Raw genomic sequence first — 17,549 nt, 5'->3', positions numbered from 1 at the left:
CCTCAGGGACCCCCAAACCCCGTCCGCGGCGCCTTCCGGCTCTTATCATGAACGTACTCAGCGGGGCCGAGAGACCGCTCAGTAGATCCGTCCGATCGGACGGCAAGGTTGGTGGGTACCACGAGGAGGAGAGGCGATGGCGGCCGCCGAACGCGAGAACCGGAACGTGCGCTACGAACCGGAGGAGAACCCCCCGCCCGCCGTGACGGCCGGGGCCGGCCTGCAGGCCGCCACGATAATCGTCGCGCCGATCGTCCTGACGGTGGTGATCGTCGCCAGGGTGGCGGAACAACCGGAGTCCTACATCTCCTGGGCCGTGTTCGCGGCGCTGATCGTGAGCGGCGTGACCACCGTGCTCCAGGCCGTGAAGTGGGGACGCATAGGCGCCGGGTACGTGCTCGTCATGGGAACCTCCGGGGCGTTCATAGCAGTCTGCGTCGCGGCACTGGTGGAGGGCGGACCCGCCACGATGGCCAGCCTGATCGTGGTCTCGTCCCTGTTCCAGTACCTGATGGCAGCCCGGCTCTCGCTGCTCCGTCGCATATTCACCCCGGTCGTCTCGGGAACCGTGATCATGCTCATCACAGCCACGGTCATGCCGGTCGTGTTCGACTCGCTGACGGACGTACCCGAGGGAATGTCGTCGGCTGCCGCGCCGGCCGCTGCTGTGGCGACCCTGGTGACGGTGGCCGGGCTGGTGTTGCGGGCCCCGTCGGCGCTGCGGCTGTGGTCGCCGGTCATCGGCATCGCGGTGGGTTGCGGCGTGGCGGCCCTGTTCGGACTGTATGACGTGGGACCCGTGCTGGAGGCCCCCTGGGTGGGCGTGCCCTCGGGCGGCTGGCCCGGACTGGAAGTCACTCCCGGCCCCGAGTTCTGGGCGCTGCTCCCTGCGTTCGTGGTCGTGACCCTCGTGGGAGCGATAGAGACCCTGGGTGACGGGGTAGCCATCCAGCGGGTTTCCCGGCGCCGCCAGCAGGCAACCGACTTCCGCGTGGTGCAGGGAGCACTGAACGCCGACGGAACGGGCAACCTGCTTTCCGGCCTGGCGGGAACCCTTCCCAACACGACCTACTCGTCAAGCGTCTCGCTGGCCGAGGTCACGGGCATCGCCGCGCGGAGGGTCGGCGCTGTAATCGGCATCATCTTCGTGGCCGTGGCGTTCCTGCCCAAGGCGACGGCTCTCCTGATCGGTATCCCGGCGCCGGTGGCGGCCGCGTACATCGCCGTCCTGCTCGCTCTGCTGTTCATCCAGGGCGTGAAGATCGTCCTCCAGGATGGCCTCGACCATCGCAAGGCCGTGGTGGCGGGACTGGCTTTCTGGATCGGCGTGGGCTTCCAGAACCAGGTGATCTACCCCGATCTGCTGGGTAAGGGGTTCTTGGGGGTGTTGCTCGGAAACGGGATGACGTCAGGAGCGATCGTCGCCATTCTCATGACGTCCTTCATAGAGCTGACCGGCCCCCGGCGCATGCGGTTGGAGCTCGGACTCGACTCGGAAACGCTGCCGAAACTCGGAGACTTCCTGCGCAGGTTTGCCTCCAAGGTCGGGTGGGACTCGGACTCGGCGGAGAGGCTGGTCCTGGTCGGCGAGGAGACCCTGTCCAGCCTGGAAACGGCCCAGGACCAGACCGAGGACGAGCGCCGCCTGGTGGTGGCCGCCCGGTCCCGTGCAGAGGGGGCGGAGCTGGAGTTCGTGTGCGCGTCGGATAGGGAGAACCTGGAGGACCGCCTGTCCTACCTGGGCGAAGCCTCCGAGATAACCGACGTCCGGGAGATCTCATTCCGCCTGCTGGAGCACTACTCGTCGTCGGTACGCCACCAGAAGTACCACGGGGTCGATGTCGTAACGGTGACGGTCGACGGCCCCCGCTAGCGCACGACGGAGCATCAGCCGTCAAACCACGGCGAGGGGTGCCATTGCCGCGACATCGGTGACTACGTCGATGATGACGGGTCGCTCCGCCTCCAGGGCGCGGTCGAGGGCGGGGCCGATCTGGTCGGGCTTCTCGACCCGGATGCCCATCGCCCCCATCCCTTCGGCGAGCCGGGCGAAGTCCACGTCGGTGAAGGTCCACAGGCGGCGGCCCTCGGGCGTCTGCTCTCCTCCGTAGGCGCGGTCGAACCCGCGGGCGGACTGGTTGCCCGAGGAGTTGTTGTTGACCACCGTCACCGTGTTGATGCCCCACCGGACGGCGGTCTCGATCTCGGCGATGTGGTACCAGAGCCCGGCGTCACCGGTGAAGCAGACCACAGGGCGGTCCGGGGCCGCGCACTTGGCGCCCAGCGCGGCGGGGAACGCCCAGCCGAGGTGTCCGGAGGTGCGGAGGTAGCGCTGGTCGGGCGTCCGGGTGTCGAACATGCCGCCCATCCACATGCCGGCGTGGCCGGTGTCGACAACGATGCAGGCATCGTCGGGTACGAGATCCGTCAACTCTGCGCAGATCCGCTCCGGGCGGATGGGCGCCGCATCCGAGCGAAGACGCCCCAGGTGTTGCCGGCGCCACGCATCCACCTCATCGCGGGCAGTGGCGAGCCATTCCTGCCGGTTCGCACCGGCCGGGCCGGCTCGTTCGAGGATGGAGGCCAGGGCTGCCCGGGCATCCGCGTTGATGGACACCCGCAGCGGGTAGTTGCGACCCAGCACTTCCGGGTCGATGTCGATCTGGATGGCGGGAACCCCGGGTGCCGGAACCTGCCAGAAGTGGGTCGTCATGCTGCCGGTGCTCGACCCCACGAAACACACCAGATCCGCCTGGTTGACGACCCGGTTGGCGGCGCTCCGTGAGTAGGTGCCCACCACCCCGACGCACAGGGGGTGGATTCCCGGAATCGTGTCCTTCCCGTTGAGGGAGGTCACCACGGGGATCGACAGCCGTTCCGCGACAGCCACCAACTCGCCCGAGGCGCGGGAGGCCCGCACGCCGCCGCCCGCCACTAGCACCGGCCGCTCGGCGCGCTCGAGCAGGTCCAGTGCGGCCGCCACGGCCTGGCGGTCGGGGAGGGGCCGCGCCGGAGGCACCGAAGCGAACCGTGGCTCGACGGAGGGATCGAGGTCTCCGTTCCCGAGGTCGATCTGGCCTTCGTTGCCGACGAACTGGAGGTGTGCCGGCCCGGGGCGGCCTGACACCGCCGAGCGGAATGCCTGCCGGACCAGATCGGGAATCCGCTCCACCGAGTCAACCTCAGCGCTGAATTTGGTGACGTTGACGAAGGCAGGCAGGTCGTCCAACTCTTGGTAGACGCCCGTGCCGGCTGCGTCCGGAGTACGTCCTCCGGTGAGGGCGATGATGGGAGAGCCGGCCAGACGCGCGTCGCGGAGGCCGGCGGCCAGGTTCAGCGCTCCCACCGCCTGGGCCATGCAGACCCCGGGCCGGCCCGCCATCCTGGCGTACCCGTCGGCCATGTACGCGGCCGGCTTCTCCCCGTGGGTGTGGATGCGCCGCACTCCGAACCGCTCCAGTTCCGCAAGTGTTCGCCGGAGGACGGCCGGCACCATGAAGATATGGGTCACTCCGTACCCGTCGAGCATCTCCGCCAGGGCCCTGGCCCCCATCATCATGCCGGGCACGTTAACGGTTACGGATCGTTCCGCGAATACATCCGCCATTGACCTGTGGCCACTCGCCGATGTGGCCACAGATCCCGGTAATTGCTGCCTGACCGGAGCCCGAGGGCTGAGGCGGCCGGTTTATTGGCATATTGAACGCCGCTAAAGTGGCATATAGGCTTACCAGGGTCTGCGCAACGGAGATCGCGAAGAAAGGGCAGCGGGTGGTACCGGACACGATCACGCCTACCGGCTACCTGGCCAGGATCGTGGACGGCGAGATGCGTTCTGCCCTGGAGACGATGCCCGCCGTCGTGGTGGAGGGCCCGAGGGCCTGCGGCAAGACATGGACCGGTCGAAGGTTTGCCCGGAGCGCCGTGTACCTCGACGAACGCGCGAACGAAGCCCTCTCGGCCGGTATGGAGCCCGGTGGCATCCTTGCCGGAGAGACGCCACGACTGCTCGATGAATGGCAACTGGCGCCGGGCATCTGGAACCCCATGCGCCGGGCCTGCGATGCTCGAGGCCTCAAAGGCCAGTTCATCCTCACCGGCTCCGCCAACCCTCCGGACGACGTCACCAGGCATTCGGGCGCCGGCAGGATCATCCGGGTGCGCATGCGTCCCATGAGCCTGTTCGAGTCTGGCGAGTCAGACGGAAGGATATCGCTCAGCGACATTCTGGAGGGCGGGCCCTGCCAGGCCACTGACCAGGGCCACTCCCTCGACCACGTCCTCGGGCTGGCCTGCCGAGGCGGATGGCCCCAGCACGTCGGAGCGAGCGTCGACGCCGCGCGCGACGCGGCCCGGGCTTACCTGTCCGAGATCACCCGCACCGACGTGTCGAGGGTGGACGGTGTCGAGCGGAATCCTCTCAAGATGGAGCGCCTGCTGATCTCAATAGCCAGAAACGTGGCCACAGACGTCAAACACACCACGCTGGCGGCGGACACGGCGCCCGGTAACGGACAGCCGGGGTTGGAGCGCCGCACCGTTCCCCAGTACCTCGATGCGCTTGGTCGCCTGTTCGTGGTGGAGCAGGTACCGGCCTGGAGACCGCACCTGGCCTCCCGGGCACAGGCGCGCAAGGCCCCCAAACTCCACCTTGCCGATCCCTCCCTGACGGTCGCCGTTCTCGACACGGGGGTAGCGGCCCTGATGCGGGATCTGCGCTTCGCCGGCCGGCTCTTCGAATCCATGGTCACCCGCGACCTGCAGGTGTACGCCGCCGCCAACCGGGCCACTCTTTCCCACTATCGCGACAGCCAGGGCCTCGAGGTGGACCTGGTGATAACCCAACCGGACGGCCGCTGGGCGGCGGCGGAGGTCAAGCTGGGTGGCCGCGACGCCATCGACAAGGCCGCGGAAGCTCTCATCAGGCTCCGGACCAGAGTCGACAGCGCCTCGCAAGGTGTCCCGTCGCGGCTGATCGTGTTGACCGCCACCGGCTATGCGTTCGAGCGCCCCGACGGGGTGTGCGTGATACCCATCACGTCGCTGGGGCCGTGAAGCCATCACCGCGGCGGAACTACATCGACGTGGAGCCGAGAATCTGTGGAACCCTCCAATTTTGACAACGTGCCTTTCAAAAAACGCCCGAAGTTGAAACTGTGGCTTTCAAAATCGCAGGTTCCTGTGGCGGGGGATCGTGGCCGCCCGCAGGGTGCTCGATCCGGAGCCGCCGGAACTCATCGCAATCTCGACCTCGATGCTCGCCTGGCTCCTCGATAATTGACCTGGGGAGCTGAGGCCGGCAAGCCGGGTCGTCTGTAGACCCGGCTCACGGATAGGATTTGCCGTCCACCGAACCACTCCCGCAGGGGGCTGCTAGATGTCTTGGAACACTCCACTACCTCGTGGCGGTGGCAGGGGCGGCGCTCGTACTCATCGGTGCCGCATCCTGATAACGGTCATGCTGCTCGGACTGCTGGCAGCGGCATGCTCGTCACCGGACGACGACGACGCCGGCGGCGAGGCCGGGGCAACGACGAGCCCGACTCCGGCCTCGGTGAGCGAGCCGGCTACCACCACGTCTTCTTCCGCCCTTGGCGAGCCGGCGACCACCACATCCACCGCCGCCGGCGGGACGGTGACGACAGGTCCTGATCCGAGCGCGACGACCACCGTCACTTCCGTCGCAGGCGCGGATCGCAGGGACGACCCGGACAGCGCCGCGGACAGCGCGGACGAAGGGGACACGGCGGATCCGGTCGACGAAGTCGGCGCCGTGGATGGCGCGGACGGGAGCCCTGCGGCCCCCAAGCGCACCGTCCGGTGGATCGACTGTGGTGTCGAGGGGCTCGAGTGCGGTGTCGTGACGGTGCCGCTCGACTACCGCGACCCGGGTGCGGGAGAGCTGGCCCTCACCATCGCCGTGCACCGCGCCACCGATCCGGACCGCCGCATCGGCTACCTGGTGGTGAATCCCGGAGGACCCGGCGCCAGCGGCATCGACATGGCTGCGTGGGCCCTGGACGGCCCCGGTGTGGTCTTCACCGCACCGGTGCTCGAACGGTTCGACATCATGGGCTTCGACCCGCGTGGCGTGGGGCTCTCGGAGCCGCGCTTCGTGTGCGGCGAGCCCGGAGCGCAACTCGAGTTGCTGTCGCAGGTGGAACTCCCGTTCGACACCGCCGAGGAATACGCTGCGGCCGAGGCGGCGGCGCTGCTCTGCGTGGAGTCCATGGGCACGGCAGCCGGACTGCTGCATAGCGAGTACGTGGCCCGCGACATGGACGAGATCCGCAAGGCGCTCGGAGCGGAGCGGATCAGCTACTTCGGCGCTTCGTACGGCGCCGCGCTCGGCGTGTGGTACGCGACGTTGTTCCCCGAGTCGGTGCGAGCCATGGTGGTCGACGGCGCGGACAACCCGGTCGACGATGTCAGCACGGTCGAGGCGCGCGTCGCCAACGTCATCGATGAGCTCCGCCAGTTCGAGGTGCTGCTGGGCGAAGCCCTTGACGCGTGTGATCAGCCCCGGTGCCCGATATACAACGACGGCGACCCGCGCGGGTACTTCAAGGAGAACGTCGGAGCGCTCGAGGCGGTGGTCGAAGCCACGGGCGGGAATCCGGTCGCGGGAGCACTGGCGATCATCACGCCGCTGTACAGCCAGGAGAGTTGGCCGTACCTGTGGATAGGCTACGCCCTGCTGGTCGAGGCCGACGATCCATCCCTCCTCGCCGAGTTCGCCCGGTTTCAGCTCGGGGACAGCAGCGGTGGTACCACGTTCGTCGAGCATGTCAACTGCCTCGACTCGTGGGTGCTGAACCCGCAACTGGATCGCCACGTGCGGCTGTCCGACGAGGAGGCGATGGAGGATGCGGTGCGCCGGGAACTGCCGCTACTGGCCCACCTCGAGTTCGCAGCGCCGGGCACATGCGCGTTCTACGACCTGCTCGATCGGGCCTCGTTCGGCGGGACGCTCGACGGCAGCGATGTGCCCATCGTGGTCATCGGCAACCCGCAGGATCCCGCCACGCCGCTCAGCGAGTCACGCGAGCTGGTGGAAGATACGCTGTCGAACGGCTACCTGGTCGTGGCCGAGCACTTCGCGCACGGCGTGTATCCCAACAACGAATGCGCCAACGAGATCATCCACCGGGCCTTGATCGACCTCGTTCTTCCCGAAGAACGCACCACGATCTGCTGACCGGCCGGGGGGAGGAGCCCCGATGCCGGGACGGGTCAGGCGCAGATGGGCTGGCGGGCGTTGGCCTCCCATCGTGCGTTCAGGTGCATGGACGTCACGCCGCCGGCGATCCGGTCCCGGGCGTCCCACCACAGGTTCGCCCATTCTTCGGGGTCGGTGACCACCAACTCGGGGTGGGCCCGGCTGCGGGCGACGAATCCGGGGAACACGGAGCGGCCGGTGGGCTGGCCGATCGGCTGGTAGCGGAGGTCGAAGCTCCACCGAATGTCGTCGCTGTGGTTGTCCAGGGAACCGTGTTCGGTGAGCTTGTTCAGCAGGATCGCACCTCCGGCCGGCACCTCCATGGGAATGACCCGTCCGTCGTCGATGATCGACTCGGGAATGTAGATCTCGGCGGGGAAGATCTTGCCCGGACAGTGAAGGGTCATCTCCTCGCGATGGCTGCCGCGTTCCACGATCAGGCACCCGTTCTCGAGGGTGGCATCCGTCACGGCGAGCCATACGGTCAGCATGTCGGTTTCATCGGCCTCGGTATCGATGACGGCCGAGTCCTGGTGCCACAGGGTGGCGGCGATGTTGGCGTCGAGCGCCGCCTCCGGCAGATGGCGGACGGGCGGTTTGATCCGGGTGTGCTGCACCGGGTTGGAGTAGATCTCCGGTCCTATCACCGACTCCACGATGTCGAGTAGGCGCGGGTTGGTGAGCAGGCGGAACGCCTCCGGCCCGGCGTTCATGGTGTGGCTATGGTCGAGGTCCTCGAGCAGCGGGAGGGAGATGTCGAGGTGCTGGTAGAGGTCGTACATGTCGTCGAGTTGCTGCATCGCCTCGATGTAGCACTCCGAGAAGGTGGTCCCGGTGAGCGGCCGCAGTTTTCCTTCGAGGGCCAGGTCGGCTGAGACCCGATCGACGATCTTCCGGTACTCGGCCTCGATCGCGGCCAGATCCTCCCCGGTGAGTACATCCTCGACGATCAGGTAACCGTCCTCCTGGAACCGGTCCAACTGGTCCACCGTGAGCCCGGCCATCCTCTCACCTCCTACGTGCCGGTGAGGCGTAACTCTATATCCGCGCGGGCGTATAGGGAGTGCACAATCGTCGGTAAGTGGCGGCGCCGGGACCGCAACGGCCCCAAGCGGGTGGTCGCCGCGGGGGCGGACAGGATTCCATCCATCGCAACCTGCTCCGTCAGGTGGGTTCCGGAACCGGGGCCCGGCATCCGACCAGGCATCACCACCCGGTGAACCCTGCAGGGTCTCTGTCTCGGGCAGTAGTCCTAGGGCTTGGCGAGGTGGTAACCGACGCCGGACTGCGTGAAGATGTATGAGGGATTCCTCGCGTCATCTCCAAGCTTCTGGCGCACGTTCTTGATGAACGAGCGGAGCAGACGCTGATCGGCCGGGTGGTCTTCGCTCCATACACTCCGCAGAAGCTGGTCGTGGGTCAGTACCCGTCCGGGGTGCCTGGAGAGTTCGAAGAGCAGCTTGTACTCGGTGGGCGTGAGGCGCACCGGTTTGCCCGACATGGTCACGGCACGCTCCAAGTGGTTGATGACGAGGTCGCCGTATGTATAGGGCTCCATCCCGCCGTGCGGGTGGGCGGCCGCGTGTCGCAACGCCGCTCCGATACGGGCCACCAGTTCCGCCGGCGAGAAGGGTTTGACAACGTAGTCTGCCGCACCCAACTCGAATGCCTTGGCGATGTCCTGGCCACGCCCACGCCCTGACAGGACGATGACCGGGATGTGCGAATCCGTACGAATTCGCGCCAGGAAGTCGAACCCTGCGACTCCGGGCATGACCAGATTCAGCAGTACGAGCTGTGGCCTCTCCGACTCCAGCATGGTGCTCGCCTCGCTCACGTCGCCGGTCACCATCGGCGTGTAGCCGGCCTCGGCGAGGGTATTGCGGACGTAGCGCAGCATCTGGGGATCATCGTCCACCACCAGGATCCGGTCGCTTTCTCGGGGCGCATGCCCGGGACCGGCGGATCCGTCGATGCGGTCGGGTAGAGGGCTCGCGGTGGACTCGTCGACGGTCGGGATCGTGAAGAGGAACCGCGTTCCATGCCCTTCCCCATCGCTCTCCGCCCAGATACGGCCTCCATGGGCCTCCACGATGCCCCGGCAGATGGCGAGGCCCAGGCCGTGGCCGCCAACCCGGTGGTCTCCTCCGGCGTCTACCCGGGAGAACTTCGTGAACAAGCGGGGCAGGTGCTCGCTGGCGATACCTGTGCCTTCGTCGGATACCGCTATCACGGCCTGGGCCTCATGCAGCCAGGCTGTCACCCGGATGGGGGACCAGTCCCTGGAGTACTTCGACGCGTTGGAGAACAGGTTGTGCAACACCTGGACGATCCGCTTCCCGTCCGCCGGGACACGCGGCAGGCCCGGCGCCACATCCACCTCGATACTGTTGCGGTATCCGCTGCTCAGGAACAGGTTCCTCGCCTGGTCGATCACGGCTGCGACGTCGGTAGGTTCGGTGATGACGGACAGGGTTCCTGCCTCTATGCGGCTCAGGTCCAACAGGTTGTTGATCAGGCCCCGCATGTGATCGGCCTGTTGCTCGATGATGTGGAAGAACTGGCGGGTCTCGGCAGGGTCGAGCGGCGATGAGGCAGCAAGCACGGTGGCGGCGGAGCCCTTGATCGACGTCAGCGGCGTCCTCAACTCGTGGCTGACCATCCCCAGGAACTCGGTACGCAGTCGCTCCAGTTCCTCGAGGGGTGTGATGTCCTGGATCGTGACCACCACAGCGATCAACTCATCCTGCTCGGAAAGGACCGGAGTGGTGTTGACGAGCGTGGTCACCTGGCCGCCGGATGGAGGGCAGATCACCAGTTCCTCCGCATAAACGGCTTCGCCGGTCCGGGCAGCCCGTTCATAGGGAACCTCGCCGGCCGGTAGCACGGTTCCGTCCAAGCTCCGGAACTGGACCCGTTCAAGAGCCCGTGCGCAGTCGGCTGGGTCTCCGGATCCGCAGCCGAAGATGCGGCTCGCCTCGTGGTTGATCTTGACCACTTCCCGCGTGACGGCGTCGATGACCAGCACCCCGACCGGGGATGTGTTCACAAGGGCCTCGAGATCGGCCTTGGCCCGCTGCTCGTCGCCGTACCGGCGGGCGTTGGTTATAGCCGTCGCCGCTTGCGCGGCGAACATCTTCACGGTCTCCTCGTCCTCGAGGGTGAACTCCCCGCCGTCCTCCTTCTCGGCGATGTAGATGTTGCCCACGTGCCTGTCCCGAATGCGGATCTGCATACCCAGGAAGGCCCTCAACTTGATGGGAAGATCAGTGAAGCCGGCCGCGGCGGCGTAGGCCGCAAAATCCCGGGTCCGGAGTGGTTCCCGTAGTCCCTTGAGGTGTTCGACCAGGGCCGGCCCGGAATCGTAGGCGAGCAACCGGCCGGTCTCCTCTTCGCTCCAGCCGGACAACAGCGCGTCCTGAAGCTCGCCCTCCTCGCTGTACGTGGTAAGTATCGTGTAACGAGCGCTTGTCAGCGACCGGGCACCGTCTACCACGTGCTGGAGAACGGTCTCGAGGTCCAGATCCTCGCTGATCCGCAGGATCGCCTCGGTCAGCCGGGAGATACGGGCCCGCAGCGTCTCGTTCTCGGCCCGAAGCCGGTCGCCTTCGTTCAAACGGGTCATGTGGACACCGAGCGAGTCGCGCCGCGGTGCTGTTCACGGTCCCTTAAACGTTCCACAAGCGGTCGTGCCGCTGCCTGCCTTGTTTTCACCATACCTTCATACTCATTCGCGCATCCTCGTGCCTGATTCTCCACGTGCCGCCGAGGCCCTCGCGGTTCCGCACCGGGAGTTCCTGGTTGGCGGCGCCTGGTAGCCCGCGTCCGGCCGCTGCGATCGCCGGCTGGCGCCGCCCGGGTGGCCCGACGCGAGGGGTATGAAGCATTCGAGTCCTAGGCTCCCGCCCGGATCGACGCTCCACTTCTCATTGTATTGGTAGGAAACCGCTTGATATACAAAGTGAATCGATCCTCACATACGCGCGGTGATAGTGAACAGGTACTCACCACACATTCACCGCCGCCGAGGGCGCCCGGCTCCTGGTGGCATGGGGCCGCCAATCGCGCCCATGCCGTCACGGGACCAGACCGGCGGTCCGCTTCAGACGGTCAGCGAGCCGGCGGGGCCTGCTCGTTCCGGACTCCATGGCTCCGGTCGGGAGTGCCCATCACTATGGGTGGAGTACCCTTCTGGGGCCGGGAAGCGCGAGGAGTCTCCTTGGCGTCTCGTGCCGGGTAACAGGAGCACCGGTGCGCCACCTGGCTTCGTACGGAGGAGGAGAGAAGATGGTCCGGATGACCGCTAGCGAGGCCTTTGTCGAGACCCTCGCCGCCCAGGGAGTGACCGACGTATTCGGCATCGTCGGATCGGCCTTCATGGAAGCCCTCGACATCTTCGAGCCCGCCGGGATCAGGTTCTGGCCGGTAGCCCACGAGCAGAACGCCGCGCACATGGCTGACGGTTACAGCCGGGTCTCGAACCGGCACGGGGTCTGCATCGGCCAGAACGGTCCGGGCATCACCAACTTCGTAACGGCCATCGCTGCCGCATACTGGGCCCATTCGCCCGTAGTCGCCATAACACCGCAGGCCGGCTCCATGGGGGAGGGTCTGGGAGGCTTCCAGGAGACGGACCAGATGCCGATCTTCTCGAAGATCACCAAGTACCAGGTGGAGGTCAAGAGGTTCGAGCGGATCGCGGAGCTGACCCATCGGGCCTTCACGCTGGCGATGGCGGAGCGGGGCCCGGTGCAGATCAACATCCCGCGCGACTACTTCTACGGGGAAGCCGACTTCGACATCAGAGAACCCCTCGTGATCGAGCGCTCCTCGGGCGGGTCGGACGGCCTGGCCGCCGCCGCGCGGCTGCTGGCAGAGGCGCGCTTCCCCGTGTTGATGGTGGGAGGGGGCGTCGTGATGGGCGGCGGGCAGGCCCAAGCCGTGGGCCTGGCCGAGTTGCTGGGGGCTCCGGCCATCTGCTCGTACCTCCACAACGACGCCTTCCCCGCCGGCCACGACCTGGCCTGCGGGCCGATCGGCTACCAGGGCTCCAAGGCGGCGATGCGCATCGTGTCCCAGGCCGACGTGGTGGTGGCGCTCGGCTCCCGGCTGGGACCATTCGGGACGCTGCCCCAGTACGGCATCGAATACTGGCCGGAGGACGCCCGGATCATCCAGGTCGATACGGACCACCGGTCGTTGGGTCTGGTCAAGCCGGCCGAGGTGGCGATCCACGGCGACGCCGGGGCCGTGGCCGCCGAGTTGACGCGCAGGTTGACGGGCGTGGATCTGGCGTGCGCGGCAACCTGTGACGACCGGATGGCCCGGATCCAGGCCGAGAAGGAAGCCTGGCGACGGGAACTGGATTCCCTCTCCTCCTCACGTGATGTTCCCATCGAGCCCCGCACGGCGCTGCGGGAGTTGGAACTCGCCATGCCGGCCGACTCCATGGTCACCACCGACATCGGGAATATCTGCTCCGTGGCCAACTCGTACCTGAGCTTCGACCGGCCCAACAGCATGTTCGCAGCGATGATGTTCGGGAACTGCGGCTACGCCTTCCCCACCGCGATGGGGGCGAAGGTGGCCGCCCCGGAAAGGCCTGCCATCGCCTACGTGGGGGACGGCGCCTGGGGGATGAGCCTGGCGGAGGTCATGACCTGCGTGCGGGAGAACATCCCCGTAGTGGCGTGTGTGTTCAACAACGGCCAATGGGGCGCCGAGAAGCGCAACCAGATCGACTTCTACGACGACCGCTACGTGGCGACCATGCTCGAGAATCCGAGCTTCGCGGCCATCGCCCGCGCCATGGGGGCCGAGGGCGAGGTTGTCGAGAAGCCTGGGGAGGTCGGGGACGCGTTGCGAGCGGCCGTCGAATCGGGGCGGCCCGCCGTGCTCGAGATCCAGGTGAGCCAGGAGCTGGGCGAGCCCTTCCGCCGCGACGCCCTCCAGAAGCCGGTCCGGCTGCTGGAGAAGTACGCCAAGTACAGCAGTGAATAGTCCATCGGGAGGCCCCGAGGCCGTGGCGTCGGCATGGTCCGAGAGACTGATTGGTGACGTCGCCGCCGACGACCGGACGTAGCTCCGGTGAGGTTGTTCGACCTTCGCAGCAGGAAGTGAGTTCCAGCGAGACATGACCAGCGGTCGGAATGAAACCCGACCTCCTATCTGACTCGCCGGGCGTGCGAAGCCCTCCGCTCAAAGGCAATACCGTCGGCCGGAGTCGGCCCACTCTTCCGAGCCCTCACCGTTGTCCTGCTCATAGTGGAGCACGATGGGGTTATGCAGTCGTGCAGTTCGGACCATTACGCTTGGGACAGATGCGACGGCCTCCTATTCGCATGCTGGATGTGGGCGGAATTCCTGCCGAGATGGGTCATGCCCATGGCAGTACCTATGCGGCAGAGATCCGGGAGTACACCGAGGAACGCATCGGGCTTGTGATGTCCGGATTGTGGACCGGGGCGCCAGTCTCCAGGAGGACGGTTCTCGAGTTGGCCGAGGCCTGCCTGGAAGCGCACGAGCGGGAGTCCACTCCGCTGTACGAGGAGATGTCGGCGACGGCCTCCGGGGCAGGGATCAGCCTGGCCGAGGCGGTGGTGGTGGGCGGCTTCACCGACTTCGTAGACACTGTGCGGACACACCTGGGTGGCGAAGTCTCTGCCCCCGTGGTGGTGGAAGATGACTGCACGGCGTTCATCGTGCCGGACCACCGGGCGGCGGGCGCCGGTTTCCTCGGGCAGACCTGGGATATGCACGCCTCCGCCACCGACCACGTGATCCTGATGCGCACCAGACCTGACGATGGGCCGCGGGCACTGATCTTCACCACCGTGGGGTGCCTCGGGCAGATCGGTATGAATGAGCACGGGGTGTGCGTGGGCATCACCAACCTGACCGCTTCCGACGGGCAGATCGGGGTGACGTGGCCGACCGTGGTCCGCCACGCTCTTCTAACCGAAACTGCGGTCGAGGCCCGGGATGTGATCTTGGACGCGGACCTGGCGGGAGGACACAACTACCTGGTCTTCGACTCGGAGGGGACGGGCTTCAGCATCGAAGCGATGCCCAGCGCCAGACCCGTGACAACCCTGTCCACCGAGACGCTGGTCCGGACCAACCACACGCTCGAAGAAGCCACCCGAGCGGTCGAGACCGAGCGGCCTTCCGACCTGCAGGACAGCTCCCGTCGGCGGTTGTCGGTCGCCTCCGATCACCTCGACCGGACCGACCTGACCGAGGAGGACCTGATGGATCTCACCCGCCACGGCGTGTGCCAGGTGCCCGCGCCGCCGTATGAGGTGGAGACTTCCGGGGCTACCGTTATGCGGCCCAGAACCGGGGACTTCTGGGCGGTATGGGGCCTCCCCAGCATGAACGACTACGTACCCATCGAGTTCCTCTGACCACGGAAGGTCGGCATGCCACCAGCTGTTCCAGCCGTCGGGCTCCATCAGATCACCAAGCGCTTCGGTGATGTCGTCGCCGTGGACAGCGTCGATCTCGATATCGCCGACGGCGAGTTCTTCGCCCTGCTCGGTCCCTCCGGATGCGGTAAGACCACCACGCTCCGACTGATCGCGGGTCTTGAGTTCCCCACCACAGGCAGCCTGCGTATCTTCGGCGATGAGGTCGGAACCCTGCCCCCCAACCGGCGGCCTGTCAACACCGTCTTCCAGAACTACGCCCTCTTTCCCCACATGACCGCCGAGGAGAACGTGGCGTTCGGGTTGCGGATGCGCAAGATCCCCAAGGCCGAGGTCGTACCTCGCGTCCGGGACGCTATAGCCCTGGTCCACATGGAAGGGATGGAGCAACGCCGCCCCGACCAACTGTCGGGCGGCCAGCAGCAACGGGTGGCGCTGGCCAGGGCGCTGGTGAACAGCCCCAAGGTCCTGCTCCTGGACGAGCCCCTTGGAGCTCTCGACCTCAAGCTGCGCGAAGCCATGCAGCTCGAGCTCAAGGCTCTCCAGCGCGAGGTGGGGATCACGTTCGTCTTCGTCACCCATGACCAGGGGGAGGCGCTGGCCATGAGCGACCGGATCGGGGTGATGGACGGGGGTCGGCTTCTCCAGGTCGGCACGCCCGAGGAGATCTATGCCCGGCCCGCCAACCGCTTCGTGGCCGACTTCATCGGGCATGCCAACCTGCTGGACGGGATGGTGACCGGACCGGATCGGGTCACCCTCACCAACGGGGTCACCATTGCAGCCCCCTCGGACATCCCACCGGGAGGCCGGGTGGCGGTCAGCCTGCGTCCGGAGCAGGCCTTCCTGCACCACCGGGGCGGGGCGCCAGCGCACCACACGTCCGTGGACGGCCAGGTGGAGCAGGTCACCTACCTGGGTAACGCCCTGATCTACCGCGTGTCCTTCCAATGGATGCAAGTCGACGTCCGGGAGGAGAACCGGCCCGGCGGGGCCTCGGTCAGCACGGGCGACGAGGTGACCGTGTCGTGGGAGCCATCCTCGGTAGCGGTGGTACAGGACTAGTGGAGTGACTCTGACCGCCGCCCCACCGCCCTCCGGACCGGGAGGCGCCGGCGCGGCGTTGCCGGAGGCCACCCCGGAGTTCGAGCGGGCTGCCGCGCGAGCCGATTCCAGGCGGGGGTTCCTGCTGTCACTTCCCGCCTACGTCTACCTCGTACTGTTCTTCGCCATCCCGTTCGGGATAGTGGTGATCTACTCGGTGGCGACCCGGAACACGATCGGTGGGACCGATCTGGCCGGCTGGAACCTCGACTCCTACCGCCGCCTGGCCGAACCGATCGTCCGCGACATCCTGTTCCGATCTGTCTGGATAGCGGTGCTCACCACTCTCATCTGCCTGGTGGTGGCCTATCCCTTCTCATATTTCATCGCCACCCGGACGCCCACGGTTCGCAACATCCTGCTGGTGTTCGTGATGATCCCGTTCTGGACCAACTTCCTGGTTCGCAACTACGCCTGGCGGGTGATTCTCGGGTCGGACGGTCCCTTCGCCGCCGTGACCGAGGCGCTCGGTCTGGGACGTCAGGAGATCCTCTTCACCCACTCGGCAGTGATCTTGGGCCTGGTATATGGGTTCCTGCCCTTCATGGTCCTGCCGCTCTACGCAGCCATCGAGCGAATCGACGGGAGCCTCATCGAAGCCGGCCGTGACCTGTACGCGTCCGGCGCCCAGACCTTCCGGCGGGTGCTGCTGCCGCTGTCGATGCCCGGGGTACTGGCCGGTTCGATCCTGGTGTTCGTACCCAGCCTGGGCGCCTACGTCACCCCCCAGATCCTGGGCGGCGGCAAGTCCACCATGCTGGGCTCCTACATCGTGGTGCAGTTCCTGACCGCTCGAAACTGGCCTCTGGGAGCCTCGCTGTCCTTCGTGCTGATGACCGTGATGCTCACCGCCACTCTGATCTACTTCCGGGCGGGAGGGCGGAACCTGTGATCCGCGGGAGGCGGCCATGATGGGCGGTGCGGCCCGGCCCGGCAGCGTCACTGCTTGGGCATTGTCGGGAACGGCCTGGCTGGTGTACGCCTTCTTCTACGCCCCGATCGTCCTGCTGGTGGTGTTCTCGTTCAGCGACGACCGCAACGTGGGGCGATGGGGCGGCTTCACCCTGTCCTGGTACGAGCAGTTCATCGACCACTCGCAGCTCCAGAACAGCCTGTGGGTGTCCATCCGGGTGGCCCTGCTGTCCACCGTGATCTCGGTGGTGCTGGGGACGCTGGCCGCGCTGGCCCTGGAGCGGTTCCGCTTCAGGGGGCAGCGGGTGTTCGACGCCCTCCTCTACCTGCCGATCATCATCCCCGACGTCACCATGGCGGTGATGATGCTGCTGTTCTTCTCCGAAGGGATCCGCATCGCCGAGTTGCTGTTCGGCCTCGACCTCACCAAGGGATTCACGACCATCACGATCAGCCACATCGCCTTCAACATCAGCTTCGTGTCGGTGGTGGTCCGGGCCCGGCTGTCGGGCATGAACGAGCAATTGGAGGAAGCCGCCCTCGATCTCTACGCCAACCGGTGGCGCAGCTTCCGCTACGTGACCCTGCCGCAGATCGCGCCGGGCATAGCAGGCGGTGCGCTCCTCGCCCTCACCCTGTCGCTCGACGATGTGGTGGTCACCCAGTTCGCCTCAGGCCCGGGTTCCACCACCCTGCCGGTGTTCGTGTTCGGCATGATCCGCCGCGGCGTCACCCCGCTCATCAACGCCGTCTCGGTCATCATGCTGGCGGCGTCGATAGTGCTGGTGATCCTGTCGCTTGCCACCCAACGCCTCCGGACCGGAGAGACGGGCCGGAGCCTGGGAGCCCGCCTGCGAAGGCGATCGGATTAGTGGTCTGTCCGGGGA

General features: G+C 66.7%; 11 protein-coding genes. 8 read left to right on the top strand and 3 right to left on the bottom strand.

Annotation, left to right across the window (positions count from 1 at the left end; all coding sequences use genetic code 11):
- Positions 1-136: 136 nt before the first annotated feature.
- Positions 137-1,873 carry a hypothetical protein gene (locus OXM57_04445; protein MDE0351918.1) on the top strand — a complete coding sequence of 579 codons (1,737 nt, stop codon included), beginning with the start codon at positions 137-139 and terminating at the stop codon, positions 1,871-1,873.
- 21 nt (positions 1,874-1,894) lie between these two features.
- Here OXM57_04445 and OXM57_04440 read toward each other — a convergent pair whose 3' ends face one another.
- On the bottom strand, positions 1,895-3,607 hold the full coding sequence (locus OXM57_04440; protein ID MDE0351917.1) for a thiamine pyrophosphate-binding protein: 1,713 nt from the start codon (positions 3,605-3,607) through the stop codon (positions 1,895-1,897).
- A 164-nt stretch (positions 3,608-3,771) separates the two neighbouring features.
- On the opposite strand from OXM57_04440, the gene OXM57_04435 reads away from it, so the two are divergent.
- Both OXM57_04435 and OXM57_04430 read left to right on the top strand, forming a co-directional pair.
- On the top strand, positions 3,772-5,055 hold the full coding sequence (locus OXM57_04435) for a DUF4143 domain-containing protein (GenBank protein ID MDE0351916.1): 1,284 nt from the start codon (positions 3,772-3,774) through the stop codon (positions 5,053-5,055).
- 403 nt (positions 5,056-5,458) lie between these two features.
- On the top strand, positions 5,459-7,198 hold the full coding sequence (locus OXM57_04430) for an alpha/beta fold hydrolase (protein MDE0351915.1): 1,740 nt from the start codon (positions 5,459-5,461) through the stop codon (positions 7,196-7,198).
- 35 nt (positions 7,199-7,233) lie between these two features.
- Here the strand turns inward: OXM57_04430 and OXM57_04425 are convergent, their stop codons facing one another.
- Both OXM57_04425 and OXM57_04420 read right to left on the bottom strand, forming a co-directional pair.
- Positions 7,234-8,223 (bottom strand): phytanoyl-CoA dioxygenase family protein, encoded by a 990-nt coding sequence (locus OXM57_04425; GenBank protein MDE0351914.1) that lies wholly within the window; start codon positions 8,221-8,223, stop codon positions 7,234-7,236.
- Positions 8,224-8,471: 248 nt separating this feature from the next.
- Positions 8,472-10,844, bottom strand: coding sequence for a response regulator (locus OXM57_04420; GenBank protein ID MDE0351913.1), 2,373 nt, complete (start codon positions 10,842-10,844; stop codon positions 8,472-8,474).
- A gap of 662 nt (positions 10,845-11,506) precedes the next feature.
- Between OXM57_04420 and xsc the strand changes: the two genes are divergently transcribed.
- The 5 genes from xsc to OXM57_04395 all read left to right on the top strand — a co-directional run bounded on the left by xsc (position 11,507) and on the right by OXM57_04395 (position 17,534).
- Positions 11,507-13,219 (top strand): sulfoacetaldehyde acetyltransferase, encoded by a 1,713-nt coding sequence (gene xsc, locus OXM57_04415; protein MDE0351912.1) that lies wholly within the window; start codon positions 11,507-11,509, stop codon positions 13,217-13,219.
- A 320-nt stretch (positions 13,220-13,539) separates the two neighbouring features.
- A complete protein-coding gene (locus tag OXM57_04410; GenBank protein ID MDE0351911.1) occupies positions 13,540-14,625 on the top strand; it encodes a C45 family autoproteolytic acyltransferase/hydrolase in 1,086 nt (361 codons plus the stop codon).
- A gap of 15 nt (positions 14,626-14,640) precedes the next feature.
- Positions 14,641-15,711, top strand: a complete 1,071-nt coding sequence (locus OXM57_04405) for an ABC transporter ATP-binding protein (protein MDE0351910.1) — start codon at positions 14,641-14,643, stop codon at positions 15,709-15,711.
- A gap of 4 nt (positions 15,712-15,715) precedes the next feature.
- Entirely contained in the window at positions 15,716-16,642 is a 927-nt protein-coding gene (locus OXM57_04400; protein MDE0351909.1) for an ABC transporter permease, read from the top strand.
- Positions 16,643-16,658: 16 nt separating this feature from the next.
- Positions 16,659-17,534: an ABC transporter permease gene (locus OXM57_04395; protein MDE0351908.1), complete on the top strand. Its 876-nt coding sequence runs from the start codon at positions 16,659-16,661 to the stop codon at positions 17,532-17,534.
- The last annotated feature ends 15 nt before the right edge of the window (positions 17,535-17,549 follow it).

The sequence above is a fragment of the bacterium genome, from assembly GCA_028820935.1.
GTDB lineage: Bacteria > Actinomycetota > Acidimicrobiia > Spongiisociales > Spongiisociaceae > Spongiisocius.
The sequence above is the reverse complement of the archived record's forward strand: the minus strand, read 5'-3'. Positions and strand labels throughout refer to the sequence as shown.